Origin of the sequence: Alterileibacterium massiliense, from assembly GCF_900104645.1 — a bacterium.
Taxonomy (GTDB): Bacteria; Bacillota; Clostridia; order Peptostreptococcales; family Anaerovoracaceae; genus Alterileibacterium; species Alterileibacterium massiliense.
Genome location: NZ_FNWE01000001.1, coordinates 296,126 through 320,960, shown reverse-complemented (window position 1 = coordinate 320,960; position 24,835 = coordinate 296,126). Strand labels below are relative to the sequence as shown.

The 24,835-nt window shown below is 35.9% G+C and carries 24 protein-coding genes and 1 pseudogene; 10 read left to right on the top strand and 15 right to left on the bottom strand.

Annotated elements, in window-relative coordinates:
- Positions 1-6: 6 nt before the first annotated feature.
- The 5 genes from scfB to BQ5371_RS01565 all read right to left on the bottom strand — a co-directional run bounded on the left by scfB (position 7) and on the right by BQ5371_RS01565 (position 4,976).
- Complete coding sequence (gene scfB, locus BQ5371_RS01585) at positions 7-1,383, bottom strand: thioether cross-link-forming SCIFF peptide maturase (RefSeq protein WP_071132198.1); 1,377 nt, start codon at positions 1,381-1,383, stop codon at positions 7-9.
- A gap of 74 nt (positions 1,384-1,457) precedes the next feature.
- Positions 1,458-1,607, bottom strand: a complete 150-nt coding sequence (scfA, locus tag BQ5371_RS01580) for a six-cysteine ranthipeptide SCIFF (RefSeq protein ID WP_071132197.1) — start codon at positions 1,605-1,607, stop codon at positions 1,458-1,460.
- Positions 1,608-1,686: 79 nt separating this feature from the next.
- On the bottom strand, positions 1,687-2,487 hold the full coding sequence (locus BQ5371_RS01575; RefSeq protein WP_071132196.1) for a universal stress protein: 801 nt from the start codon (positions 2,485-2,487) through the stop codon (positions 1,687-1,689).
- A gap of 68 nt (positions 2,488-2,555) precedes the next feature.
- The gene (locus tag BQ5371_RS01570) at positions 2,556-3,635 is read right to left on the bottom strand and encodes a hypothetical protein (RefSeq protein ID WP_071132195.1); all 1,080 of its coding nucleotides are present in this window, start codon (positions 3,633-3,635) and stop codon (positions 2,556-2,558) included.
- A 132-nt stretch (positions 3,636-3,767) separates the two neighbouring features.
- The gene (locus tag BQ5371_RS01565; RefSeq protein WP_071132194.1) at positions 3,768-4,976 is read right to left on the bottom strand and encodes a coenzyme F420-0:L-glutamate ligase; all 1,209 of its coding nucleotides are present in this window, start codon (positions 4,974-4,976) and stop codon (positions 3,768-3,770) included.
- 285 nt (positions 4,977-5,261) lie between these two features.
- On the opposite strand from BQ5371_RS01565, the gene BQ5371_RS01560 reads away from it, so the two are divergent.
- From BQ5371_RS01560 to BQ5371_RS07155, 8 genes and pseudogenes are all read left to right on the top strand, one after another.
- Positions 5,262-6,479, top strand: coding sequence for a dihydroorotase (locus BQ5371_RS01560; RefSeq protein WP_071132193.1), 1,218 nt, complete (start codon positions 5,262-5,264; stop codon positions 6,477-6,479).
- Positions 6,480-6,527: 48 nt separating this feature from the next.
- Complete coding sequence (carB, locus tag BQ5371_RS01555; protein WP_071132192.1) at positions 6,528-9,704, top strand: carbamoyl-phosphate synthase large subunit; 3,177 nt, start codon at positions 6,528-6,530, stop codon at positions 9,702-9,704.
- 80 nt (positions 9,705-9,784) lie between these two features.
- Entirely contained in the window at positions 9,785-10,564 is a 780-nt protein-coding gene (locus BQ5371_RS01550; protein ID WP_071132191.1) for a dihydroorotate dehydrogenase electron transfer subunit, read from the top strand.
- Positions 10,537-11,487, top strand: a complete 951-nt coding sequence (locus BQ5371_RS01545) for a dihydroorotate dehydrogenase (RefSeq protein WP_235821161.1) — start codon at positions 10,537-10,539, stop codon at positions 11,485-11,487. Before BQ5371_RS01550 ends, BQ5371_RS01545 begins: the two co-directional genes overlap by 28 nt.
- Positions 11,480-12,265: an orotidine-5'-phosphate decarboxylase gene (pyrF, locus tag BQ5371_RS01540; RefSeq protein WP_083377369.1), complete on the top strand. Its 786-nt coding sequence runs from the start codon at positions 11,480-11,482 to the stop codon at positions 12,263-12,265. The genes BQ5371_RS01545 and pyrF overlap by 8 nt, the downstream gene beginning before the upstream one ends.
- A 33-nt stretch (positions 12,266-12,298) precedes the next feature.
- Positions 12,299-12,985 carry an orotate phosphoribosyltransferase gene (gene pyrE, locus BQ5371_RS01535; RefSeq protein ID WP_328586031.1) on the top strand — a complete coding sequence of 229 codons (687 nt, stop codon included), beginning with the start codon at positions 12,299-12,301 and terminating at the stop codon, positions 12,983-12,985.
- Positions 12,985-13,896: pseudogene (pyrB, locus tag BQ5371_RS01530) on the top strand (aspartate carbamoyltransferase); the annotation flags it as partial. The gene pyrE and the pseudogene pyrB, both read left to right, overlap by 1 nt.
- Positions 13,870-14,103 carry a hypothetical protein gene (locus BQ5371_RS07155; RefSeq protein ID WP_235821166.1) on the top strand — a complete coding sequence of 78 codons (234 nt, stop codon included), beginning with the start codon at positions 13,870-13,872 and terminating at the stop codon, positions 14,101-14,103. The pseudogene pyrB and the gene BQ5371_RS07155, both read left to right, overlap by 27 nt.
- Here BQ5371_RS07155 and BQ5371_RS01525 read toward each other — a convergent pair.
- A complete protein-coding gene (locus BQ5371_RS01525) occupies positions 14,073-15,305 on the bottom strand; it encodes an LCP family protein (RefSeq protein WP_071132189.1) in 1,233 nt (410 codons plus the stop codon). The genes BQ5371_RS07155 and BQ5371_RS01525 overlap by 31 nt on opposite strands.
- 140 nt (positions 15,306-15,445) lie before the next feature.
- Between BQ5371_RS01525 and BQ5371_RS01520 the strand changes: the two genes are divergently transcribed.
- Together BQ5371_RS01520 and BQ5371_RS01515 are read left to right on the top strand one after the other, a co-directional pair.
- Positions 15,446-15,757 carry a heavy metal-binding domain-containing protein gene (locus BQ5371_RS01520; RefSeq protein WP_071132188.1) on the top strand — a complete coding sequence of 104 codons (312 nt, stop codon included), beginning with the start codon at positions 15,446-15,448 and terminating at the stop codon, positions 15,755-15,757.
- Positions 15,758-15,898: 141 nt separating this feature from the next.
- Positions 15,899-16,147, top strand: a complete 249-nt coding sequence (locus BQ5371_RS01515; protein ID WP_071132187.1) for a GlsB/YeaQ/YmgE family stress response membrane protein — start codon at positions 15,899-15,901, stop codon at positions 16,145-16,147.
- A 44-nt stretch (positions 16,148-16,191) separates the two neighbouring features.
- On the opposite strand, the gene BQ5371_RS01510 is transcribed toward BQ5371_RS01515, so the two are convergent.
- From BQ5371_RS01510 to BQ5371_RS01470, 9 genes are all read right to left on the bottom strand, one after another.
- Entirely contained in the window at positions 16,192-16,692 is a 501-nt protein-coding gene (locus BQ5371_RS01510; RefSeq protein WP_071132186.1) for a tRNA (cytidine(34)-2'-O)-methyltransferase, read from the bottom strand.
- A gap of 134 nt (positions 16,693-16,826) precedes the next feature.
- Complete coding sequence (locus tag BQ5371_RS01505) at positions 16,827-18,254, bottom strand: alanine/glycine:cation symporter family protein (protein WP_071132185.1); 1,428 nt, start codon at positions 18,252-18,254, stop codon at positions 16,827-16,829.
- 106 nt (positions 18,255-18,360) lie between these two features.
- Complete coding sequence (locus BQ5371_RS01500; protein WP_071132184.1) at positions 18,361-18,657, bottom strand: DUF6442 family protein; 297 nt, start codon at positions 18,655-18,657, stop codon at positions 18,361-18,363.
- 55 nt (positions 18,658-18,712) lie between these two features.
- Positions 18,713-20,104, bottom strand: a complete 1,392-nt coding sequence (locus tag BQ5371_RS01495) for a glutamate synthase-related protein (protein ID WP_071132183.1) — start codon at positions 20,102-20,104, stop codon at positions 18,713-18,715.
- A 184-nt stretch (positions 20,105-20,288) separates the two neighbouring features.
- A complete protein-coding gene (locus BQ5371_RS01490) occupies positions 20,289-21,041 on the bottom strand; it encodes an ABC transporter permease (RefSeq protein WP_071132182.1) in 753 nt (250 codons plus the stop codon).
- A gap of 3 nt (positions 21,042-21,044) precedes the next feature.
- Positions 21,045-21,908, bottom strand: a complete 864-nt coding sequence (locus tag BQ5371_RS01485) for an ATP-binding cassette domain-containing protein (RefSeq protein ID WP_071132181.1) — start codon at positions 21,906-21,908, stop codon at positions 21,045-21,047.
- The gene (locus BQ5371_RS01480; protein ID WP_071132180.1) at positions 21,901-23,481 is read right to left on the bottom strand and encodes a sensor histidine kinase; all 1,581 of its coding nucleotides are present in this window, start codon (positions 23,479-23,481) and stop codon (positions 21,901-21,903) included. Before BQ5371_RS01480 ends, BQ5371_RS01485 begins: the two co-directional genes overlap by 8 nt.
- On the bottom strand, positions 23,478-24,176 hold the full coding sequence (locus BQ5371_RS01475) for a response regulator transcription factor (RefSeq protein ID WP_071132179.1): 699 nt from the start codon (positions 24,174-24,176) through the stop codon (positions 23,478-23,480). The genes BQ5371_RS01480 and BQ5371_RS01475 overlap by 4 nt, the downstream gene beginning before the upstream one ends.
- Positions 24,177-24,240: 64 nt before the next feature.
- Positions 24,241-24,819: a flavodoxin family protein gene (locus BQ5371_RS01470; RefSeq protein WP_071132178.1), complete on the bottom strand. Its 579-nt coding sequence runs from the start codon at positions 24,817-24,819 to the stop codon at positions 24,241-24,243.
- Positions 24,820-24,835: the final 16 nt, after the last annotated feature.

Sequence of the window (24,835 nt, the reverse complement as noted above, 5' to 3'; positions counted from 1 at the left end):
CCCTTATTATAGCACATTATCCTGCTCTGCAACTTTCATCATTATGGCACATTCAATTCTTTTTCTTTGCAATTCACAGCCAAATTCATATACCTTATTTATATCTCCATTTGAATGGAAATTATTTGCCGCACAGCCACCTGCACAGTACAATTTTGCAAAACAATCCTTGCATTTATCCCTAGTATAGATGTTGTTCTTTTCAAAAAAGTCGCCCAGCTTGCCATCTATCAATCCTGTGTAGACACTTCCCATCTTAAAATCATCATCGCTTGCAAACTGGTGACATGGATATATATCCCCATTCGGTATTACTGCAAGATATTCTGTTCCAACACCGCAGCCGGATATTCTCTTATATATACATGGTCCGCCTGCCAAATCTATAGAATAATGATAGAAGTTAAAAGGCTTGCCTTCTTTCTTTCTCTCAAGCATTATCTTAGCTAGCTTTTCATATTCATCAAATAGCTTAGGCAAGTCGTCTTTACTAAGTGCATAATTCGCACTTTCATTTGACACCACAGGTTCTATAGATGTTTCCTTAAATCCAAGGTCTGCCATATGGATAACATCAGAGGCAAAGTCCTTATTATAGGCAGTATAAGTACCTCTAATATAATACTGCTTATCCTTTCTTTTTTCGACTAAATTCTTAAATTTATCTATTATCTCCTCATAAGAATCTCCGCCTTTTTTTATATGCCTCATCTTATTATGAACAGATTTTCTTCCGTCCATGCTTAAAACCACATTGCTCATCTCTCTATTTGCAAAATCTATAACATCATCATCTATTAGAACACCATTTGTTGTAAGTGTAAAATTAAATTTCTTATTATGTTTTTTCTCAAGGCTTCTTCCATATCTGACTATCTCCTTGCACACTTCCCAGTTAAGCAGTGGTTCTCCACCAAAAAGATCTACTTCAAGATTTTTTCTTCCCTCGGAATTTTCTATAAGAAAATCAAGTGCTTTCTTCCCTGTTTCAAGTGACATAAGCCCAGATTTATTATTATATTCTCCCTTTCCTGCAAAGCAGTATTCGCAGTCCATATTACAGCCATGTGCAACATGGAGGCAGAGTGCCTTTAATTTGGACTGCTTTTTCTTTAAATCTTTTGCAAGTTCTTCAAATGGGTCTTTCGAAAATAACAATCCATCCCTGATTAAAGCGTCAACTTCGTCAATTACGCCCCGAATATCATTCTTCGATATTTTATCTGATTCATATTTAGAGAGAAGTTCTTCTATTATCTTTTCTTTGCTATATTTCCCATATATGGATATTAGATCATAAGCCAAATCGTCAACTGAATGAACAGAGCCAGAGTTTCCGTCAATTATAATATTATATCCATTCATCTTATATTGGTGTATCATAAGCTATCTATTTCCTATATTTACTTAAATTAAACAATTAAAAAACGCTGCCTTTATGCAGCGTCTCTAAGTCCTTAGTTATCTTTACACTGTTCGCAATTCTGGTTTGCAACGCTGCATGATGTCTTGCTCGCTGACTGGCAAGAAGTCTGACACTCGCCACAACCACCTTTATCCAATGACTTTGATAAATCCCTTGTTGAAATCGTATTAATTCTCTTCATTGCTAACCCTCCTCATAAACTGTATCTAACATTAGCAAAATATGCCCAAGTTGTCAATCCGCTTAAGCTTTCAAATTGATTAATCATTATCCTGCTTTTTCCTATTATAGCGTTCTAATATCTTTACATCATATGAAAATACCGCTTCTGTTTTCATTCCTCTATTTATCACTCTTACTCTGTCAGGCTTTACTCCCTCTCTGACCTCAATAACTATGTCCTTGGTTTCTCCCTCACTTATTTCTATGCTTTCTTTAGTTTCACCATCAGGGCAAATATCCCAATCCTGAGTTTCTTCATTAAAAGACCTGTGCACGAACCTAACCCTGCCTCTCCTAACATCAATATGATATAAGAGCTTTCCATAGGCTATTGGCAAAAGACATTCGCTGTGCTTTAGGCTGAGCTGACCCCTTAAATTAACAATGCTACGCTCTTTCTTATACACGAGGCCTCTATACTGTGATTCTGATAGTAATGAGGTATCATTTACGAAAAGAACTCCGCAGTGTGCATGGCTTAGCACATATTTGGAAGTTGAGCCTATTGCATTTGTCATTCCCGCACTCGTTGACCTCGTCATTATTATCATGTCTGCATTTATTTCATCTGCATATTCAATTATCTTAGGCCCTGGCTTTCCACTTTTCGTGACCTTATGAACTTCGTATTCAGGCATGCTAGAAGCGATTGAATTAAGCTTTTCTTCCATCTCCCTTAGCTTTTCTTCGCTGCCAATTCTGGTAAGCGTATATTCAAAGCTGTCATGAACCATTATCAGAAATACTTCAAAGACTTTTGGCGAAAAGGATTTTTTTATTTGTTTAAATACCGTAAGGCTTCTCATCGTACCATCTACTGGTACTAAAATTTTTTTCATATAAACACCTTCTTCCTCATCTTCTTCTGATTATATATTTCAATATGTTAAAAAGCAATTAAAAGCAATTATCTGATAAATGTATTCTTTGTCAGCATAAAGTCAGCAAGCAAGAAATAGAGGTGTAAAAATTCTTCGTCAAATGCACAGATAATCTCATTTTCTACGCTATTTGCGTCTGGGTCTTCAGTGAGCTTTATATGTAAGTTCGCTCCAAGTGCAGCTTGCTGAACACCGTCAATTGCAACAATATAATTGCAACTAAGATTAGCCTCTCTAGTGACAGGAAATGAAATCAGTCTAATTTCATGTTCTCCTGTATCTAGAACATATTCATCTTTTTTGCTCGATGTGTCGCAGTACATGGTCCCTAGCATTTTGTCATTGACAGCTACATTGTAACCACCCTTGCCATTTTCACCATTTGCTACTATAAATCCTATTTCTTTTCCGCTTAGGTCATACATTATAATTGACAAAGGTTCGTAAACGGTACTCATCTTGCCATATTCATTGCCATTTACATCTCTGACGATCGAATCACCGCTGTTATAATGATATACCTTGTAAGTGTCAAGAGTATCTGGTATCTCATTTACTCCGTCCATGTATTCATCGATATAAAAGGCAATATTATCAACTAGAATGCTATTTACCATCTTCTGCCCAGCAAACATAGCATAGCTATCAGCATTTACTTCTGTTTTAGAGGTGTCTATAATCTGCTCAAGTCTCCACTCATCACCAGCTTTTGGCTCCAGTTTATCGAGCACAAAACCGCTTTTCATAACAATATTTCTGCCATCTTTTTCTAATCCTATGGCAATATAGTCTTTGAAAGGTCCAGGCCCAAAAATTACGCAGTCACCAAAGAACCACTTATGCCCGCCTATCCAGCATTTTCCTATTGGAGTATCCATATCTTTAAAAAGTTCATGAATCTCTTCAATGCTCATGTTTGTTCTATTCTTTATATTTCTAAGCTGCCTTTGGTCATCACCTTTTTTTGTTCCAGTAGTTATGTAGTAAAGTGCTCCTGCTACAACCACCATAGCACCCCCTACTATTAATTTCCCTGTAAACATATGCAAAATGCCATATAAGCCGAGCAAACCTAGAAAAAGCTTGAAGACCCAATCTCTTTTCATATTATCCTCCATTTAAATATTCGCATATCATCTAACCCTTTTATATCTAATATCATTATAACAGACTTTTATATAACTAATATTAAATAAAAAATTTCTTCTATATTATCTTAGTTAAGCGTATTTAAGAAATTAATCCGTTGTGTAATTATCAAAATATCCCTGAATATATACAATTGGAGTTCCCTTATCTCCCGATCCGCTCGTCAAATCGCATAGAGATCCAATCAAATCTGTGAGCCTTCTTGGAGTTGTACCCTCTGAAACCATATTTCCTGTAAGATTTGATTCTTTGGACTTTATCCTGCTCGATATAGCATCTCTTAGCTCTTTCCCAGATAAATCCTTATAATCGTTGTCAGCAAGATATTTGAGTTTCAATTCATTAGGAGTTCCGTCAAGACCAATTGTATATGCAGGAGATACAACAGGATCTGCAAGCTCCCAGATCTTGCCAACAGGATCTTTAAATGCTCCATCTCCATATACCATACATTCAATGTGCTTTCCGCATTTTTCAAAAATTTCAGATTGAACCCTATCTACAATATCCTGACAGTCCTGAGGAAAAAGCTTAACTGTGGACTCTGTAGCCTTATTAGAACCTAGAAGTCCATATTTTTCATTATATCCACTTCCGTCAATTGACTGATTTAAAATGTCATCCATGCCTATGACCTTTGCTCCGAGAGATTTTAAAATTCTCTTGGTTCTATTTCTGGAATGAATGTCAGCTGTAAGGATATTATTTGTGTAATCAAGGATTGCCTTAGGATTATTCGCAAAAATAACTTGAGCCTCTGCTCCTTCTTCTTCAATTATTTCCATATAATATTGTACATAATCTACATTTGTAAATGGATGCTTATTTTCTCCAAACAATTCTCTATACTTGTCTAATGTCAGTACATCTGTATAAGGGTCTACTCCCGCTTCGTCCATCTGATCTAGTGTAATAAGCCCATTACCTACCTCATCGCTAGGATAGCTAAGCATTAGAACAATCTTTTCCGCTCCCCTAGCAATTCCCCTTAAACAAATGGCAAATCTATTCCTTGAAAGAATAGGGAAAATAACACCTATAGTGCCTCCCCCAAGCTTATTTCTAACATCTTTAGATATTGCATCAATGTCAGCATAATTTCCCTGAGCTCTTGCAACAACGGATTCAGTTACACAAACTATGTCCTTATCTCTTATTGAAAATCCGTCCTCACCACAAGATGCCTTTAAAACAGTATCTACTATTATTCCTGCTATATCGTCACCCTCTCTTATTATCGGTGCTCTCAAACCTCTTGATACAGTACCTATAAGGCGTTCTCCGCTTTTATTTTCCATTATTTTCTCCTTTTTATAATTTATATATCACGACTAATATTATCATGAGGTTTTTTTTTATACAACTTTATATATTATGAATTTATCACTTATTATTTACATACTATCTAGAAAATTTATTATATCCGAATATTATATTTATTTTTCAATATATTGTTTGTTTTTTTAATATAAATCGCCCTTGCCTATCATTTTTTTACAACAAAAATTCTATTTTTATTCACTCCCCTTTGACATGATTTCATCTCCATGTTATCATCTCTTGAACGATGAATTGGAGGGCTCATGTTTAGCAATTTAATTTATTTTAATAAAGAAAAATATTCATATCCTGACCCTGATAAGCTTCAGGAAAAACTGTCATCTATTTCAACCATATCGGCATCAGATGATAATAAATATGTTGTATTTCCCGGTTTTTGTGACATTCATGTCCACCTAAGAGAACCGGGTTTTTCTTATAAAGAGAAGATTTCTACAGGAACAGCTGCTGCGGCACACGGCGGATATACTGCAGTTTGTACAATGCCCAACTTAAATCCGGTGCCTGACAACCTGCCCCACCTAAATGAAGAGCTTAAAATTATAGAAAAAGATGCTCTTATAAAAGTCTATCCATATGCTTCAATAACGGTTGGAGAGCTTGGATACGAACTCTCCGATTTCGACGCCTTATCTGACCATGTAATAGCTTTCTCAGATGACGGTAGAGGAGTACAAACTGAAGATCTTATGAGGGAGGCAATGATAAAGGCAAAATCCCTCGGTAAGACTATTGTGGCTCACTGCGAAGTAAATGATTTGTTAAATGGTGGATATATTCATGCAGGAAATTATGCAAAAAAACATAATCACCTTGGTATCTCAAGTGAAAGCGAGTGGAAACAGGTTGAAAGAGATGTAAAACTTGCAGATGAAACAGGTGCCTCATATCATGTTTGTCATATATCTACAAAGGAGAGCGTAGATATTATTAGAGATGCTAAGATGAGCGGTGTGGATGTAAGCTGTGAAACCGCACCCCACTACCTAGTATTTACTGATTCTGACTTAGAAGAAGATGGAAGATGGAAGATGAATCCGCCTCTAAGGTCAGCCGATGACAGAAAAGCTCTTATTCAAGGAATTATAGATGGGACAATAGACTGCATTGCTACCGACCATGCCCCTCATAGGGATGATGAAAAATCAAGGGGTCTAAAAAATAGTGCTTTTGGAATATCAGGTATCGAGACAGCCTTTCCTATTTTATATACAGAGCTTGTAATGAAGAAGATTATCCCTCTTGATAGATTGATTGAGCTCATAAATGACAATCCAAGAAAGCGTTTTGGCATACCTTCTTTAAATGATTACTCTGTATGGGACATTAGCTCAAAATACAAGATAGACTCTACTAAGTTTATATCAATGGGTCATTCAACCCCTTTTGAAGGTATGGAAGTATTTGGAAGATGCCTCTTAACGGTATGTGACGGCAAGACAGTTTATAAGATAAAGTAATTTTATAGTTATATATTTTTTATATTTTAAGATAGATGGAGGAAAAAAGTGGGTAAAAGAAAGGATATTAAAAAAATATTAATCATAGGCTCAGGCCCTATAATAATCGGACAAGCTGCTGAATTTGATTACGCAGGTACGCAGGCTTGCCTGTCTTTAAAAGAAGAAGGATATGAGGTTATTCTCTGCAATTCAAATCCTGCCACGATAATGACGGATACCTCTATTGCAGATAAGGTATATATGGAGCCACTAACCCTTGAATATGTTGCTAAAATTTTGAGATATGAAAGGCCTGATGCCATTCTACCAGGAATTGGTGGCCAGACAGGTCTAAATCTCGCTATGCAACTGGAAAAGAAGGGAGTTTTGAAGGAATGTGGTGTTGAACTTCTAGGCACACCTATAAATAGTATTGAAAGGGCTGAAGATAGAGAGCTTTTCAAGGAGATGTGTCAATCAATAGGAGAACCTGTAATTCCTTCTGAAATTACATATAGCCTTGAGGAGGCTGAAATCGCTGCTGAAAAGATAGGTTACCCCGTAGTTCTTAGACCTGCTTTTACCCTTGGAGGAACTGGAGGAGGTTTCGCAAATAATCCTGATGAACTTAAAGAAATCGGTATTAAGGCATTCAGACTTTCCCCTGTTCATGAAGTTTTAGTTGAGAAAAGCGTCAAGGGTTGTAAGGAAATTGAATTTGAGGTAATGAGGGATTCCAATGACAAGGCTATTACTATCTGCGGAATGGAGAACTTAGACCCCGTTGGCGTTCACACAGGTGATTCCATTGTAGTTGCCCCTATTCTCTCATTAAATAATGATGAGCTTAAAATGCTTAATGACAGTGCTATAAAGCTCATAAAGGAGCTGAAAATTGAGGGTGGCTGTAATGTTCAATTTGCACTTGACCCTGTTACAGGCAAATACTATTTGATAGAAGTTAATCCAAGGGTATCTCGCTCATCAGCTCTCGCATCAAAAGCAAGCGGTTATCCGATAGCAAGGGTCACAGCGAAAATTGCGGTAGGGATGTCGCTTGAAGAAATCAGTGTTGCAGGCGGTAATGCTTCAACAGAGCCAAGGCTTGAATACATAGTTTCCAAATTCCCTAGATTTGCATTTGATAAGTTCCCAGGTGCTCAAAACACTCTTGGAACGCAGATGAAAGCTACCGGAGAAGTTATGGGTATCGGTTCATCTCTTGAAGAATCAATCTTAAAGTCGGTCCGTTCACTTGAAATTGGCATTTCACATATTCACATGAAAAAATTTGATGATTATAAAGATGATGATCTCTTTACATATATAAAAGAGTTTAGAGATGATAATATATATGCCATTTCTGAGCTTCTTAGAAGAGGTTTTCCTGCATCAGAAATTCATGAAATTACAAAGATAACAGATGTTTTTATAAATGCAATAAAAAATATTACAGATGTTGAGAAGGAGTTACATGAAAATATCAACGATTTTGAAGTTTTAAAAAAGGCAAAATCTCTCGGTTTTTCTGACAAGTACATAGCAAAATTATGGAATACTGAAGAAGTTGAAATATACAATAGAAGAATAAAAAATAAACTTACTACCTCATTTAGAATAATTGATACCCTGCACACAGGTACATATATCCCTTACCTCTATTCGACATTTAATGAAGATGACCAGTCTGTAATAACTGATAACAAAAAGATTATCGTTCTAGGTGCTGGTCCAATAAGAATCGGTCAAGGGGTTGAATTTGATTACTCAACTGTTCATGCAGTTCAAACGATTAAGCGTGCAGGTTATGAAGCTATAATAATTAACAACAATCCGGAGACTGTTTCTACCGATTATACGACTGCAGACAAACTATATTTCGAGCCTTTAACGGTTGAAGATGTTATGGCAGTAATAAATATCGAAAAACCTCTCGGTGTAATAGCTTCCTTAGGCGGTCAGACTGCTATAAACCTAGCCCACCCTCTTATGGAGCGTGGTGTAAAGATTATAGGAACGGACTGCGAGGCTATAGATAGAGCCGAGGACAGAGACTCATTTGAAAAGGTTCTTGAAAACCTCAGTATACCAAAGCCAGACGGCAAGGCTGTTACAAATATCGAAGACGGTATTCGTGCGGCAGCTGAAATTGGCTATCCCGTACTTGTTCGCCCATCTTTTGTTCTTGGTGGCAGAGCTATGGAAATAGTTGGCGATGAGACAAAATTAAGGCATTACCTCAAGACGGCTGTTGAAATAGGAAATGATAAGCCTGTTCTCGTAGATAAGTATGTTCAGGGCACTGAGGTTGAAGTCGATGCAATATGTGACGGCATAGATGTTTTCGTTCCAGGAATTATGGGACTTGTCGAAAGGACTGGTGTTCACTCAGGAGATTCCATAAGTGTTTACCCTACCAATGCAATTTCTGATAAAATAAAGGGGAAGATACTTCAATATACTAAAAAATTAGGTCTTGGTATAGGTATTATAGGTTTATACAATATCCAATTCATAGTCGATCACGACGAAAATATTTATGTCATAGAAGTTAATCCTCGCTCGTCTAGGACTGTACCTTTCCTATCCAAGGCTACAGGATATTCATTAGCAGATATTGCAACAGATGTTATACTTGGTCTAAGCCTTAAAGAACAGGGTATTTTTGAGCTATACCCACCTGAAAAGAAAAAGTTCTATGTTAAGGTTCCAGTTTTCTCATTCAACAAGATAAAGGGGCTGGATGCATATCTATCGCCTGAAATGAAATCGACAGGAGAAGCTATAGGATATGATAGAACAATAAATAGAGCGTTGTACAAGGCTTTACAGGCTTCTGGAACAAAACTTCAAAACTATGGAACAGTATTCGTCACTGTTGCTGATGAAGATAAGGCGGAAGCTCTACCTCTGATTAGAAGATTCTACAATTTAGGTTTTAATATAGAAGCGACGAGAGGAACTGCAAATTATCTTAAAGAAAATGGAATTAGAACTAGGTCTTTAAAAAAGATAAGTCAATCTCCTGACCAGATTCCAGATGCTCTTAGGCAGGGGCATATCGCTTATGTAATAAATACGAGGGATATAATAGAAAGCAAGGCTATGAGCGACGGTCAATTAATCAGGCAAATATCAGCTGAAAACAATGTCACCCTCTTCACCTCACTTGATACTGTAAAAGTCTTATTAAATGTATTAGAGGAGATGACGCTGACAATTTCAACCATCGACGCTGAATAATAGCTGAATATTAATTGTAAATCGCCTTATTAAAAAATTATTAAACGCCTTATTAGTTGCTATGGGAAATTATAAAAATTATGAAAAAGGTATTATTTAAGATAAAAGAAAATATAGAAATCGCAGAAAATATTTTTAAGATGGTTTTAAGTGGAGATACAGAGGAAATAAATAAGGCTGGTCAATTTATTGATCTAAAGCTTTCTAATTATTACCTAAGAAGGCCAATATCCGTCTCAGATTTTGATGATAATTCTGTAACCATAGTATATAAGGTGCTTGGAAAAGGTACCAAGTTCATGACAATGCTACCTAGAGGACATATGATCGATGCCCTAACAGGTCTTGGCAACGGTTTTGATGAATCGAAATCAGGCCCCTCTCCCCTCTTAATTGGGGGCGGAGTAGGCATTCCGCCTCTTTTAAAGCTCGCTAAAATGTTTAATGAAATAAATGTAAATCCAAGCATAGCCTTGGGGTTTAATTCAGAAAAAGACGCTTTTTACATAGATGAATTTAAGGAGCTAAGCTCAAAAGTATTAGTCGCTTCCGTTGATGGCTCTATCGGCGTCAATGGTTTTGTAACAGATGTTTGTGAGGCCTTAATACCATCATCTTTTGTATATACCTGCGGTCCGCTTTCAATGCTTAAGTCAGTATACTCGTTTTGCGAAAAATATGATATTGATGGTGAATTCAGCTTTGAAGAAAGAATGGGCTGTGGATTTGGAGCTTGCATGGGGTGCTCAACTGAGGCGAGAGAACTTGATGCCCAAGGCGAGCCTACTGGTAAGTATATTTCAAAGAGGATATGCAAAGAAGGCCCCGTCTTATGCAGAAAGGAAATATTATGGAAATAAATCTGCAAGATAATAGGCTAAAAACAAATCTATGTGGTATAGATATTGACAATCCTATAATACCCGCCTCCGGAACTTTCGGATATGGATATGAGTTCGCCAAGATTTACGATATTAATTGCCTTGGTACTTTTTCTATTAAGGGTACCACTCTTTATCCTAGGTATGGTAATCCTTTGCCAAGGATAGCAGAATCACCCTCAGGTATACTTAACTCTGTAGGACTTCAAAACCCTGGAATTGACAAGGTGCTTAACCATGAATTGCGAGAACTTGAAAAGGTCTTTAATAAAAAGGTTATAGCAAATGTCAGCGGTTTTTCTATATCAGAATATGTAAATGTCTGTGAAATGCTCAATGATGAAGACATGATTGGCTGGATTGAGCTCAATATAAGCTGTCCTAATGTTCATGGAGGAGGGATGAGCTTCGGCACAAGTCCGGAATTAGCAGGAGAAGTCACAGCATCTGTTAGAAAAGTTACGAGCAAGCCACTTATCTTAAAGCTTTCGCCAAATGTCACAGATATTAAAGAAATTGCAAAATCTTGCGAGTCGAATGGAGCAGACGCAATCAGTTTAATCAACACCCTCCTAGGAATGAGGATTGATTTAAAATCGAGAAAGCCTATACTTAAAAATAGGACAGGTGGAATTTCCGGGCCTGCCGTTTTTCCGCTGGCTTTAAGAATGGTCTATGATGCATACGAAGCTGTAAAAATTCCGGTAGTAGGGATGGGCGGTATATCATCTGCAAGAGATGTTATAGAGATGATGCTTGCAGGAGCAAGGGCTGTAGAAATAGGTTCTGCAAATCTTATAAATCCTTATGCTTCTAAAGAGATAATTGATGAATTGCCTGCTCTTATGGACGAGATGAAGATAAATAATATTGAAGAAATAATTGGAGGGGCTCATGAATAGACTGTCCGAAGCTATAAGTTTAGATAAAAATTTAGAAAAAAGAATAGATATAAGAAGAGGAGATGCAAAAAATAGAGATGTCATAATCGCTTGTGATTTTAATAATAAAGCTGAGCTTCTCGACTTTCTTTCACTATTTGATGATAAGAAGCCATATGTAAAAATAGGAATGGAGCTATTTTATGCCGAGGGACCTCAGATTGTAAAAATCATCAAATCCCTAGGTCATAAGATTTTCCTAGATTTGAAACTTCATGACATACCTAATACGGTAAAAAAATCTATCAAGGTTTTAACAACTCTGGGCATTGATATGCTAAATGTTCACTCATCTGGAGGGATAAAGATGATGAAATATGCCACCGATGGTGTAATCGAGGCTTGTAATGAATATAATCTGAGAAAACCAACACTCATAGGCGTAACCCAGCTTACATCAACAGATCAAAATATGCTTAGAGATGAGCTGATGATAGATGCCGATATAAACGATGTCGTTCTCTCATATGCTAAAAATGCTCATATATCTGGACTTGATGGTGTTGTCTGCTCTGCTCTTGAGTCAAATATAATCCATGGCTCAATTTCTTCGGATTTTCTGACTATAACGCCTGGTATAAGGCTAAATGGTGACGATAAAGGAGATCAAAAGCGTGTCGTAACTCCTAGAAAAGCAAGAGAGCTCGGTTCTGATTATATCGTTGTCGGTAGATCAATCACAAAGGCAAATGACCCTCTCCTTTCTTATGAAAAGTGCATAAAAGATTTTATTAAATAATTTATTTAGGAAAAATTATTTTGAGGTGAATTAATGAAAATTAATAATATAAATTACAAAGATATGTTAAGCGACGAAGAAATAAGTAAAATTATTGCAAGTGACCTCCTCTCAATAGAGGCGGTTTTCTTAAAACCCTCTGACCCATTTACTTGGGCAAGCGGTATCCTAAGCCCGATATACTGCGATAACAGGCTAACATTGACTTCTACAGGTGTAAGAAATGATGTTGAAAATGGCCTCGCCACCTTGATTAAAAGACATTTTAATGAGGCTGAGCTCATCATGGGAACAGCAACAGCCGGTATTGCTCACGCTGCAATCACCGCCAATATATTGGATCTTCCAATGGGATATGTTAGAAGCTCTGCTAAAGACCATGGAAGAAAAAATCTTATTGAGGGAAGATTAAAAAAAGGTCAAAAAGTAGTAGTCGTTGAGGATTTAATATCCACCGGCGGAAGCGTCCTATCTGCTGTTTCATCTCTTAGAGAAGCAGGTGCTGAGGTAATTGGAATCGTCTCAATTTTTTCATATAAGATGAAAAAGAGTGAAGAAGTTTTTAAAGAAAATAATATAAAAAATGTTTCATTAACAAATTTTGATAGAGTTATAATGACTGCTGTAAAGGAAGATTATATTGAGGAAAGTTCCATAAAAGACCTATTAGCTTTTAGGGATAATCCATCTGATGAATCTTGGTTTAAAGGGGCAAAATAATGAAAAGTTTAATCGATATTTTAAACCTTAGTACGGCCGAAATTGATGAACTCATAAGAACTGCTATATCAATTTCAGATAATCCTGCGAAATATTCAGATATATGCCGTGGTAAAACCTTGGCAAATCTATTTTTTGAGCCATCAACAAGAACCAGAATGAGCATTGAATCTGCAATGTATTCTCTAGGTGGTAATGTTATAAATATGAACGACCAATCTACTTCATCAGCTTCTAAGGGAGAATCTCTATCAGATACGATAAGGGTCGTAAGTTCCTATGTTGATATTCTTGCAATTCGTCACCCTAGTGAAGGTGCCGGCCTTCTTGCATCAGAATTTTCTAGTGTCCCTGTAATTAATGCGGGAGACGGCGGACACTGCCACCCTACTCAAACTCTAGCTGACCTTTTGACTATTTATAGAGAAAAAGGAAGTTTCGATGACTTGACAATAGGCTTTTGCGGGGACCTTAAATATGGAAGGACAGTGCATTCTCTTATAAAAGCATTGCTAAGATATAAAGATGTGAAAATTTATCTAATTTCTCCCGAGGAGCTGGCACTACCATCATATTTAAAAGATTATATGAACGAGCTAGGCAATTCTTATATCGAAACGATTTCCCTTGAAGATGCAATCCCTAATCTCGATGTTTTATATATGACAAGGATACAAAAAGAGCGTTTTCAGGACATAAATACCTATGAAAATTTGAAGGATGTATACATATTAAAAAAAGAAAGTCTAAATCTAGCTAAAGATAATCTTTCTATAATGCACCCACTTCCTCGTGTAAATGAAATATCAATAGAGGTTGATAACGATCCTCGTGCCTGCTATTTTAAACAGGTCTTAAATGGAAAATATATGAGAATGTCACTAATAATAAAACTCTTATCTTTATATGAAAAAACTGCTTCAGTCAAAGAAACAGGCTCTCATAATGATATAGGCTCAAATAAAGAGATAATATCAAATGAAAAAATAGATTCAGATTTTAAATGCAAAAATCCTCACTGCATAACAAATCATGAGCGAGGACTTAAGGGCGTATATGAAATTAAAGATGGAAAAAAACAATGCGCCTACTGCGAATATGAAGAAGATATTTCCTGACTGATTTCTCTAGATACTTTTGATGGCACATGGTCGCTAATTTCAAATGCCTTATCATATAACCACTCCACATTGCTCTCCAAGGTGGTTGGAACTGCATACCAGAGTCCATCGTTTAGAAGTCCGCCATAGTAATCATTAGGCCAAGATATGCTCCCCTTTGACCTTGATCTTCCAAGCATAATTCCAAGTGTCGTCATTCTGCCATTGGACATATTTGTCCTAACATTTGGAAATACCTCTTTTGATGCTTTATTTAATGCGATAGGATTTTTTATACCCTTTGCTATAACCGCTTGAATAACCTTTTTATACCTATCTCCTCTTGATACATCTCCGCCGGAATTCTTTCTTATTCTGCAATATGTAGCCGCTTGAACGCCAGTTAGAGTCTGCTTCCCAGCACTCGTTATTTCGGTAAATTCAGAGCCAACATTTGATGCAGTCTCTCTCCCGTATTGATTAATATCCTCTATCTCATTTTCGGTAACCTCAATATCAACTCCACCGAGGGCGTCCACCATGTCGCTAACAGCTTGCCAATTGAAAAGCATGTATTCCCTTATATTTAAATCCATATTCCGATTTATCATGGAAACTGTATTCATAGCACCACCATATGCGTGTGCATGCGTCGCCTTAGATAGCACATATCCTTCGCCTGCATAACCTCTCATGGATAAGTACGAATCCCTCATTAGAGAAATAAGCTTCATATCTCCATTCTTTTTATTAATGCTTAATATCACAATTGCATCAGTTCTGCTACCGTCATATCCCTCCGACCTTCTGGCATCAGAGCCAAGAATTAGTATATTCCTATAATTTTTGAGCTCCCTCTCCGCTACTGGATTTATTCCATAATCTCTATTTCCAATATCTTTACGATCAAAATTCTTTGTGAGCGAAAAGAAGATGCCTGCTAAAGAAATGAATATGATTAAAATTATTAAGAAAAACCGCCTTATTTTTCTCTTAAATCCGAAATTCGAATTCTTCTCCGTTCTATTATTCTCACGGTTATTCTTGCGATATTTTTTTCGCTTTTTATTATTAAGCTCGTATCTAGACCTTTCAACTCTTCTTTTTTCTTGGTCTCTCAAATACTTTCGCTCAGCATTAATAGCATCACTATTTGAGTGAGCTTTTATATATTCCCTATATTGTTCTTCTTTCGACATTTCATCAATTTTTTTCTTCATTTTTACTCCTTAATTATATATAATAAAAAAGAAATGTATAGATAGTAAAATGCAAATTGCGTGAAGAAATAAGGAATTATCGCTTTTATCTATATATCAAGATGCTTATTAAAAAATGTTTATTCTGGGAAGGAGTAAAAATGTTACTAACAACAACTTATGATATTGATGGAAAAGAATATGAAACGCTAGGCCTAGTTACCGGTAGCACAATTCAGACTGTAAATGCTATAAGGGATATTGGAGCAGGATTAAAGACCCTTATGGGCGGTGAGGTTAAGAAGTACACAGAGATGATGAAAGATGCCAGAAGCCTTTCAACGAATAGAATGGTTGAAGAAGCTGAAAACATGGGTGCCGATGCAATCATCTGCGTTAGATATTCATCTTCAGCTGTAATGCAGGGAGCTGCAGAAGTTATGGTATATGGAACTGCTATTAAGTTCAAATAAAAGCCATTTCAAAGCCTTTGTTAAGCCTTTGAACCCCTTTAAATTGCTCATTTTTGCTATTTTAAGCGTTCTGTGCTATAATATAGTTGTCCGTTAATTAATTTTATATGTAAATATATTTAATATATAAGGAGAAATTATATGGGAATTATAGCATGGATAATACTTGGTGCTCTATCTGGCTGGATAGCAAGCATGATAATGAAGAAGAATGAGTCAATGGGTGCATTAGCTAATATAATCACCGGTATCATTGGTGCGTTCATCGGTGGAATAGTTTTCAACCTAATCGGAGCTGAGAAGGTTACAGGATTAAATCTTTACAGCGTTTTGGTATCTGTAGTAGGTGCTTGCATTCTTCTATGGATTGTTGGAAAATTTAAGAAGTAATTTATTATCAGAAATCAGCATTAGCAAGGGAGGTGATTAATAAATCACCTCCCTTTTTTCCATGATAACCTATGCAAATTACCCTTTTCTTCGAGACAAAGGAACTCATTCTGTCTCAGGGCTTCATATAATATTATCGAAACCGAATTTGATAAATTGAGAGATCTTGTGTCTTTTAACATTGGAATCCTTACGCAGTTTTCTTCATTATCAACCAATAATTCTTCGGGTATTCCCCTGCTCTCTTTGCCAAACATTATATAGTCGTCTTTGGAAAATTTATAATCAGAATAGTTATGCCTTGACTTTGTAGTTGCCATAATAACCTTAGGATAATAATTCAATCTTAAAAACTCGTCATAATCATCATAGATATGTAAATCTAAATCATCCCAGTAATCGAGCCCAGCCCTTTTTACCGCCTTTTCATCAATATTAAACCCAAGGGGCTTTATTAGGTGTAGCGATGTTCCTGTTGCAACGCAGGTTCTTCCTATATTACCAGTATTATATGGAATTTCAGGTTCCAAAAGAATTATATTCATCAATACTATCCTTTTCTAATAAAAACAATTATTTAATCTTATATCTTTCCCTTTTAATATATTTTTTAAAAAATGATTTCTTAATAAAAAAGAGGCAAGTTTACTACGAAACCTGCCCCCTTATTATGACAATATTAGTTCCAGAAATCAGTCTTTTGCTTTAGTCCAATATCCTTTGCGTGGAATACCGGATTAAGACCTTCTCTCTTCTGTCTTTCATAATCCATTAAGCACTTTATAGCAATTCCGCCTAGAATTAAAATTGAAGGTACATTCGTTATTACCATTAGTCCCTGGCACATATCAGCAAGATCCCAAACAAGTCCTGCACTAGCTACAGAGCCTAGGAAGATAAGAACTGTCGCAAGAATTCTAAATATAATAGTGCCTGTCTTTGACATATCTCTTCCTAAGATGAATGCCATATTGCCCTCGCAATATGAGTAATTACCAATCAATGTTGTAAATGCGAAAAGTGACATGGATACTGCTATAAATATAGGGCCAAATGCTCCTAGAGTAGAGCCGATAGAATTCTGAACATATCCTGCAGCATCAGCACTTCCATCTTCAGCTAGGAATTTAAGTGGTTCTATATTTGAACTTAGACACATAAATGCTGTTGCAGAGCAAATTAAAAGCGTATCTATAAATACAGATAACATCTGTACGAGTCCCTGCTTAGCTGGATGTGAAATCTCTGCCTTTGCTGCAGCATTTGGAGCAGAACCCATACCAGCTTCATTGGAATATAGACCTCTCTTTAGTCCGAACATCAAACATGAACCTGCAAATCCGCCGAATATTGCCTTAAAATCAAAGGCACTCTTGAATATCATTCCAAACATTGAAGGTATATTTTTGATATTCATTAAAAGCACGATTATTGAAATAACTACATAGATAACTCCCATAACGGGAACTAAAACTCCTGTTGCATTTATGAGTCTCTTTGCTCCGCCGAGTACGATTGAGCCGAAGAGTATAGCCAAGATTATTCCAATTATATATGGAGTCTTGGTATTATAGAATTTAAATGCTGCAAATGTAGACTGTAAATTATATGCAGCTAGCATATTATATCCAACAGCATATGTGAATACTATTAGTATTGAGAATATTACGCCAAGCCACTTTGCATTTAGAGCATCTCTCATATAGAAGGAAGGTCCACCATAACAGCTTCCATCTTCATCTTTCTTTTTATATATCTGTGCAAGTGTTGACTCAATAAATGCAGTTGCACCGCCTATAAATGCAGTAATCCACATCCAGAAGATAGCTCCTGCACCACCGCATATTATAGCTGTAGAAACTCCTATAATATTACCTGTTCCAACTCTTGATGCTGTAGATACCATCAATGCTCCAAAAGATGAAACTCCATCTTCGTTAACAGGTTTTTCCATTACTACGCTAACACTCTCTTTGAAAAGTCTTAGCTGTAACCATCCGGTTCTCACTGAAAAATAAATCCCTGCAACAAGAAGCAATAGAGGTACTATAAATGGTTTATATAATACATTGCTTATCGCAAGAACAACGCTGTCAATTGCATCCATATTGTTAATTCCTCCTATATTTTCGTAAATTTCTTCTTATTTTTCACAAACAAGTGCCATTATTTTACCAAAACCTTGACATAAAATCAACATAAATCAAGGGCACTTATTTCGTTATTTCAAGGAAATATGTTGCAATCAATAGAATTGTAAAAAATAGATATAATCCTACATATATAAGCTTATCTTTTTTTGTTCTATCCTTATACCAAGCATAAAAATTTTGTCCTGTAAACATCGCTGTCAATATAGCAAATGAATCAGTCCAAGGCTGGCGATTTATCATCTTTATCGCAACCAAGACGCTTGCTACAAGGATTCCTAATAAATATGCTATTTTAAATTCTTTTCTTGCTATCTGCATTTCAGATTCCGGTGCCTTATTCTTATTCTTTCCTAACATTATAATCCTCTATATTCTTCTTTATTCTTCTATATTCTTCTTTATTAATATGCTTTTATGCGTGCGGGATATTCGTATGCTCTGATATTTCTCTATTTATTGTACATAGGTCGTCAGCTCCAAGGTCGTGTAATTTCTCATGACCTGTTATCCTAGCAAACATCTTTAGCTCATCGAGAGTAACATTTAAGAAATTACCTAATCTCTTTGCAGCTAGGTCACCCTTAAGCCTACTTCTAAGCTCTGGATCCTGAGTTGCAAGTCCAACAGGGCAGTTACCAGTGCCACATATTCTATACTGCTGACAAGCTGCTGCAATAAGAGCTGAAGATGCTATAGCTATGGCGTCTGCTCCCATTGCAATAGCCTTTGCAAAATCAGAAGAAACCCTAAGTCCACCTGTAATCACAAGCGATATATCCGAATTGATGCTGTCCAGGTACTTTCTCGCCCTATAGAGTGCAAAGATAGTTGGCACGCTTGTCGATTCACGGAGGAGATATGGGCTTGAACCAGTTGCTCCACCTCTTCCATCAATTGTAATAAAGTCCGGTTCAGCATATACTGCAAAAGCCATGTCCTTCTCAATTCTTCCTGCGGCAAGCTTAATTCCAATAGGTCTTCCCTCAGATTTCATCCTTAACTCATCCACAAGTGCCTTTAGATCCTCTTTAGTATTAATTCCAGGGAACTTAGATGGACTTTTTATCTCATGACCTACTTCTTTTCCTCTCATCTTTGCAATATCAGGTGTTACCTTATCACCTGGAAGATGTCCCCCCATTCCAGGCTTTGTACCCTGTCCAATCTTTATTTCAATAGCAGATGCCTTTTTTAAATTTTCATCTGTAACGCTATATTTGTTAGGTATGTATTCAAAGATGTACTTATCAGCAGCTTCAAACTCTTCAGGAAGCATTCCTCCCTCACCGCTGCACATTGCTGATTTGCCTATTTTACTGCCTTTTGCTAGTGCAACCTTTGTTTCCTTAGATAGAGCACCGAAGGACATATGAGATACATAAACAGGATTTTCAAGTATCATAGGTTTTTTTGCATTTTTACCTATTATTGTAGTCGTATCTACCTCATCTTCATCATTTAGAGGCATTGGATCAAGCTGTGCTCCCATAATTAAAATATCATCAAAGCCTGGCATAGGCATGAGAGTTCCCATAGCTGCACTTATGCTCTTACCAGTTACAGCCATCTCATGGATTTCCTCCATGTATCTCATCTTATCATCGTGTCTTATATACCTGCTGTCATATGCAAGCTCGCTATCGTCTTCTACTATTATTCCCTCTTTTATTTCAGGCTCTTCTTCCTTAATAAAAACCTCTTTAGGTTGTTTACATATAGGACAAGACTCTAGTTCACTGAAGCTCCTTCCTTCTTTTTCCTCGTCAAAAACAAATCCACAGATTTTGCAAACATAAACTGCCATTGAGCTTTACCCCCTTTTTTCATACACTTTTAATATGCACATTTTCTGGTTAACTTTTATCATACATTCATGGCTATGTGCTTTTTTCATATGAACTTTATCATATTAATTTTCTAAAATGCGTACATCTGCCTTATTATACCATTATTTCGATAATTACAGAATACAAACTTATTATGCAAAATCAATTTTTTCTTCCTCTAATCTTAAATGCACTTATTAAAATTACTAGGCTTAATGCTAAGAAAAAAATCATCGACTGAATTAGAGGAGCGAAATTATAATCTCGTCCTACCCAGAAATCTAAGTAATCACTGCCTAATTGAGTTGTAGGAAGGAGATCTGATATATATCTTAATGCCTTAGGAAGCTTGCTAACAGGAAGTCCCATATATCCTCCCAAGATTAAAAAGATGAAATAAAGTGCCATCGATATACCATAGGTTGGACCAAATTTTCTTATTAGAGTTGCAATCCCATGTGCTAGTATGAGAAGAATGCCTGCTAAGATGTATAAACATAGTATCCAAAGTGCTATCGCTTTAAATTTAGGTTTGAATATATCGATAAAGGGTAGAGTGCCTGCCAAGTAAATAATTATGCAAAATGTGAAAAATATGTAATTTGAAACAAGCTTGTTTAATAGTATTTCCTGTTCTGGGAATCCGAATAGTACAAGCCTTTCCGGTATATTTTTGTCAAGTTCATTTGAATATGTTGCTGAATGGCTTAAAAATATGCTAGCAAGAGGTATATACATTGCCATACCTAAAAATATTGCTGTGGATGCCTCTTTTAAAAACTCCTTGGGAACATCACTTAAGGTGCCACCGATTATTAAATGTATTAATAAGACAGGAAAAATTGCTCCGAAGAAGATGGCATATCCATTGTAAAGCGTGTTAAGAAACTCATATTTTATAGTATATCTGTTCATGATCTATCCTCTCTTAAAATAATCCTTTGCATTTAATGTCATAATCTCAATATCATTATCACTTCTTCTATAGTTAATATTTGAATGTATCAACTTTTTTATTACGCTTTCTTCCTCTCTAGTATCCTTGCAAGATATGCAGGTGTATCCAACTGAAGATTTAATTTTATTATAATTTTCAGCAATTCTAACTGCTTCTGGGCTATCCTTAAATACAATGACAGACTTTCCGCAGTATTTTTGGAAAAGTTCTTCCTTGCTACCGTAATCTACCACCCTGCCCTTATCAATATATAAAATCTTAGTCGCTAAATTCTCGAGTTCCTCATAATAGTGGGAGGATATTAGAAGCGTATCATTCTTTCCCTTATACCAATCTATTAACTTGTCCATCAATCTCTGCCTTGTCTCATAATCAAGCCCCGATGTAACCTCGTCAAATATTGAGATTGGACTATTTTGACACATTACAAGTGTTAGAGTAAGACGCTGTTTCTGACCGCCTGATAGATGCTTCCACCTCTTGTTTAAGCAGTCTTTAAAGTCAAAGAAATCTATCATCTCGCGAAGCTTCTCATTAGATTTAATATTAGTTCCTGATACCATCTCTATTATTATCTTGATTGGAACAGTGTCAATATATTCATTCTGCTGCATATGAACTGCTATTTTGTTTTTAGGTATTCCGAGCGTAATACTGCCTTCATATGGAACAAGACCTAGTATGCTTTTTATCAAGGTGGTCTTACCTGCTCCATTGCTTCCTATTATCCCGACTTTTTCGCCATCTTTTATCTCTATTACTCTCCCTAAGTCAAGGGCTACCTTGTCTTTATATTTAACCTTTACATTGTCAAGCCTAATCATTTTTTCTCTCCATTATCATTTCAACCTTATTTATATTATCTAGCTTATCTAAAATATTTTCTGCTCTTAAATCAAATCCCATTATGCTTGCAAAATATTTTGCAATATAGAGCCCAAGTCCATGTGCCTTATCCTTTGATTCGCCCTCATCTACAGTGCTGACAAATGGCTCAAATATATCATCTTTTATTTTTTCATCTATCTTAGCCGGGCTGTTTATTACTCTTAATTTGTCTTTCTCAATATAAATTTCAATTTTACCTCCTTTCTCTGTATGCTCTATGGCATTTGATATTAAGTTAGATATAATTTTTTCATAAATCTCATCTATTCCATTAAAAACGACCTTTTCCGAATTAGTGTTGCAGATTATTTCTATATTCTTAACTTCTGCTTTTAAACTGTGTTTTTTTATAATCTTCTCGCATAATGTCCTTATATCAACCTCTTTAAATATATTATTATCTTCTATATAATTTATATTTACCATTTCATCTACTATATTCATCATCTCCCATAGCTTTTCTTTAAGCTCCGGCAGATATTTATCTCTATCAGAAAATTTTCCTATATTTGAAATCATTCCATCTGTAAGCAGGATCGCTGCAGAAATTGGAGTTCTGAGCTCATGCGATGAGGCTCTTACAAAGACCTCCCTTCTCTTATTTTCATATTCAAGTCTTTCAAAATTATCTGCTTGATTTTTATAGAGATGATTTAATGTCCTTGTGAGATTTGATATTTCATCATTTCCCCTTACTTCGATTGGCTTATAATTTGTCATTTTTGATGATGCCCTAGATTCTGCATCTTTTGCCAGTTTTTCTATTGGATTTACAATTTCCCTTGAAAAAATCGCCGATACGCCAAAAGATAAAAGAATCATTAGTAAAATAAGCATAGGAATTGCTCTTATAACAACTGGCGTAATCTCCTTAGCATTTGGTGTCGTAGTAGCAGAAATTACCATATAGATATAATCTACATCTTTTTTAAATGCTACATAAGTTGTGTACTGATAATCTGTATTGGCATTTTTTATTGAATATTCACTTATAATCGTATTCTCATCTACTCTATGATATTTCTGATACGCTTTTTTGTATTTTAAATAATTCTCGTCCTCTTTAAATGTTATTTTTAAACCATTATTGATAGAATTGAATATCTCATCTCTAGCGTCATCAAAAATTTTAGAAAATTCTTCATTAGTTTCACTATCTTTTAAATCTATCTTCTTACCATCATTTGACCTTATGAAATCAACCAGTTTTAAGACATTTTTATTTTCTATACTGACCTTGCCGTCAAATCCTCCGCCTGAAAGCTTTAAATAATTCCCCTCTTTTGGAATAATCACTCCGATTGCATAATCATCAGAATTTTTAACCTTGGCAAGGGTCCCCTCATCTTTTAATTTATTTACCGCCGATGTCGCATAATTAAGGTGTTCCTTTTGCTTGAAGTCTGCATACATTGATGGCATAAGGAAAAATAGGTACAAAAAAATTGCAGTACCTGCAATCAGCGAAATTATAGAGCTATAAAGGAAGGTTTTGCTTGATAGTTTCATATCTCATCTCTCCACCTGTAACCGATACCGATTACAGTTTCTATATAATCATGTGGTAACTTCTTTCTTAAATTTTTAATATGTGCGTCTATTATTCTGTCATTTGCTATATATTCATCATCAAATATCTTATTTATCAAAATATCTCTGCTGAATACCGTGCCTCTGTTGTCCTTTAATATCTTCATCAGGGAAAATTCGCTTACTGTAAGCCTTAGGTTTTCTCCCTTATAAAAAACTCTATAACCATCTTCATCAATAATTAGCTCATCATCATATTTATTTTGTAAATTAACTCCCGATGAGTTATCAAAATCTCTTGACTTCTCTACCCTTCTATAAAGTGCCTGTATCCTCTTTAGTAAAATAATGGGTGACGCTGGCTTTACAATATAATCATCTGCTTCATAATTAAATGCCTCAATCTGAGTATTAATATCACTATATGCAGTTAACATTATAGTTCCCACGGATTCACCATACTCATCTTTAATTCGTTTTAATACATCAAGCCCGCTTACTTTTGGAACTCTTATGTCTAAAATTGCAATATCGAAGATTATCCCTCCATCAATAATCGAAAGTGCATCTTCTCCATTTTTGCACTCGGTAACCTCATGTTCAGCAACCCTCATATATTCCGAAAGCACTTCCCTTATTGTATTTTCATCTTCAAGAAATAGAATCTTCGCCATATAAATTCCTTTCACAAGCACATATTACTATTTAGATATAAATTTGATATGAATTTGATGAGAATTATTTAATCATCTCCCTAGCAAAATCTCTAGCATGAATTTCTTTTTCCTCATTCATAAAGCGAGCATTATAACCCATATCACGCTCAGCCAAGCTTCCCTTGTATTTAAGACCGGAATGCTTACAATATTTTTTCATAGCGTCAGCAAAATTCTCCATGCCAATCTCCACCCTGTAACCACAGGTAGATATTATGGCAAGCTCTTTACCCTTCCAAAGCGATGGGCCTCTCTCATCGCCAAAATACTTATTCATTCCATATACGAGTCGATCGATGACGCCCTTCATAGGCATGGTGCAAAACCACGAATAAATTGGAGTCGCAAGGACGAAAAGGTCCGATTCTAATATCTCATTAAAAATTATATGAACATCATCATCTATTGGGCAGCCAAATCCATCCCAGATATTTTGACAGGTTCTGCAAGCATGGCAGCCCTCAATTTTCATATCATATAAGTCAAGTAGCCTAGAAGATACACCTGCTTTATCAAGCTCGTCTACAAAAGGAATTACCAATTGCTTAGTATTACCATTTTTTCTAGGACTTGCAAATAATATACATACCTTCTTAATCATTTTTACCACCCCTTAT

Bases quoted from the DNA above. Each gene is read 5' to 3' on its own strand.
- scfB (WP_071132198.1), bottom strand. From the start codon at position 1,383: ATGATACACCAATATAAGATGAATGGATATAATATTATAATTGACGGA.
- scfA (WP_071132197.1), bottom strand. From the start codon at position 1,607: ATGAAGAGAATTAATACGATTTCAACAAGGGATTTATCAAAGTCATTG.
- BQ5371_RS01575 (WP_071132196.1), bottom strand. From the start codon at position 2,487: ATGAAAAAAATTTTAGTACCAGTAGATGGTACGATGAGAAGCCTTACG.
- BQ5371_RS01570 (WP_071132195.1), bottom strand. From the start codon at position 3,635: ATGAAAAGAGATTGGGTCTTCAAGCTTTTTCTAGGTTTGCTCGGCTTA.
- BQ5371_RS01565 (WP_071132194.1), bottom strand. From the start codon at position 4,976: ATGGAAAATAAAAGCGGAGAACGCCTTATAGGTACTGTATCAAGAGGT.
- BQ5371_RS01560 (WP_071132193.1), top strand. From the start codon at position 5,262: ATGTTTAGCAATTTAATTTATTTTAATAAAGAAAAATATTCATATCCT.
- BQ5371_RS01550 (WP_071132191.1), top strand. From the start codon at position 9,785: ATGAAAAAGGTATTATTTAAGATAAAAGAAAATATAGAAATCGCAGAA.
- BQ5371_RS01545 (WP_235821161.1), top strand. From the start codon at position 10,537: ATGCAGAAAGGAAATATTATGGAAATAAATCTGCAAGATAATAGGCTA.
- pyrF (WP_083377369.1), top strand. From the start codon at position 11,480: ATGAATAGACTGTCCGAAGCTATAAGTTTAGATAAAAATTTAGAAAAA.
- pyrE (WP_328586031.1), top strand. From the start codon at position 12,299: ATGAAAATTAATAATATAAATTACAAAGATATGTTAAGCGACGAAGAA.
- BQ5371_RS01525 (WP_071132189.1), bottom strand. From the start codon at position 15,305: ATGAAGAAAAAAATTGATGAAATGTCGAAAGAAGAACAATATAGGGAA.
- BQ5371_RS01520 (WP_071132188.1), top strand. From the start codon at position 15,446: ATGTTACTAACAACAACTTATGATATTGATGGAAAAGAATATGAAACG.
- BQ5371_RS01515 (WP_071132187.1), top strand. From the start codon at position 15,899: ATGGGAATTATAGCATGGATAATACTTGGTGCTCTATCTGGCTGGATA.
- BQ5371_RS01510 (WP_071132186.1), bottom strand. From the start codon at position 16,692: ATGAATATAATTCTTTTGGAACCTGAAATTCCATATAATACTGGTAAT.
- BQ5371_RS01505 (WP_071132185.1), bottom strand. From the start codon at position 18,254: ATGGATGCAATTGACAGCGTTGTTCTTGCGATAAGCAATGTATTATAT.
- BQ5371_RS01500 (WP_071132184.1), bottom strand. From the start codon at position 18,657: ATGTTAGGAAAGAATAAGAATAAGGCACCGGAATCTGAAATGCAGATA.
- BQ5371_RS01495 (WP_071132183.1), bottom strand. From the start codon at position 20,104: ATGGCAGTTTATGTTTGCAAAATCTGTGGATTTGTTTTTGACGAGGAA.
- BQ5371_RS01490 (WP_071132182.1), bottom strand. From the start codon at position 21,041: ATGAACAGATATACTATAAAATATGAGTTTCTTAACACGCTTTACAAT.
- BQ5371_RS01485 (WP_071132181.1), bottom strand. From the start codon at position 21,908: ATGATTAGGCTTGACAATGTAAAGGTTAAATATAAAGACAAGGTAGCC.
- BQ5371_RS01480 (WP_071132180.1), bottom strand. From the start codon at position 23,481: ATGAAACTATCAAGCAAAACCTTCCTTTATAGCTCTATAATTTCGCTG.
- BQ5371_RS01475 (WP_071132179.1), bottom strand. From the start codon at position 24,176: ATGGCGAAGATTCTATTTCTTGAAGATGAAAATACAATAAGGGAAGTG.
- BQ5371_RS01470 (WP_071132178.1), bottom strand. From the start codon at position 24,819: ATGATTAAGAAGGTATGTATATTATTTGCAAGTCCTAGAAAAAATGGT.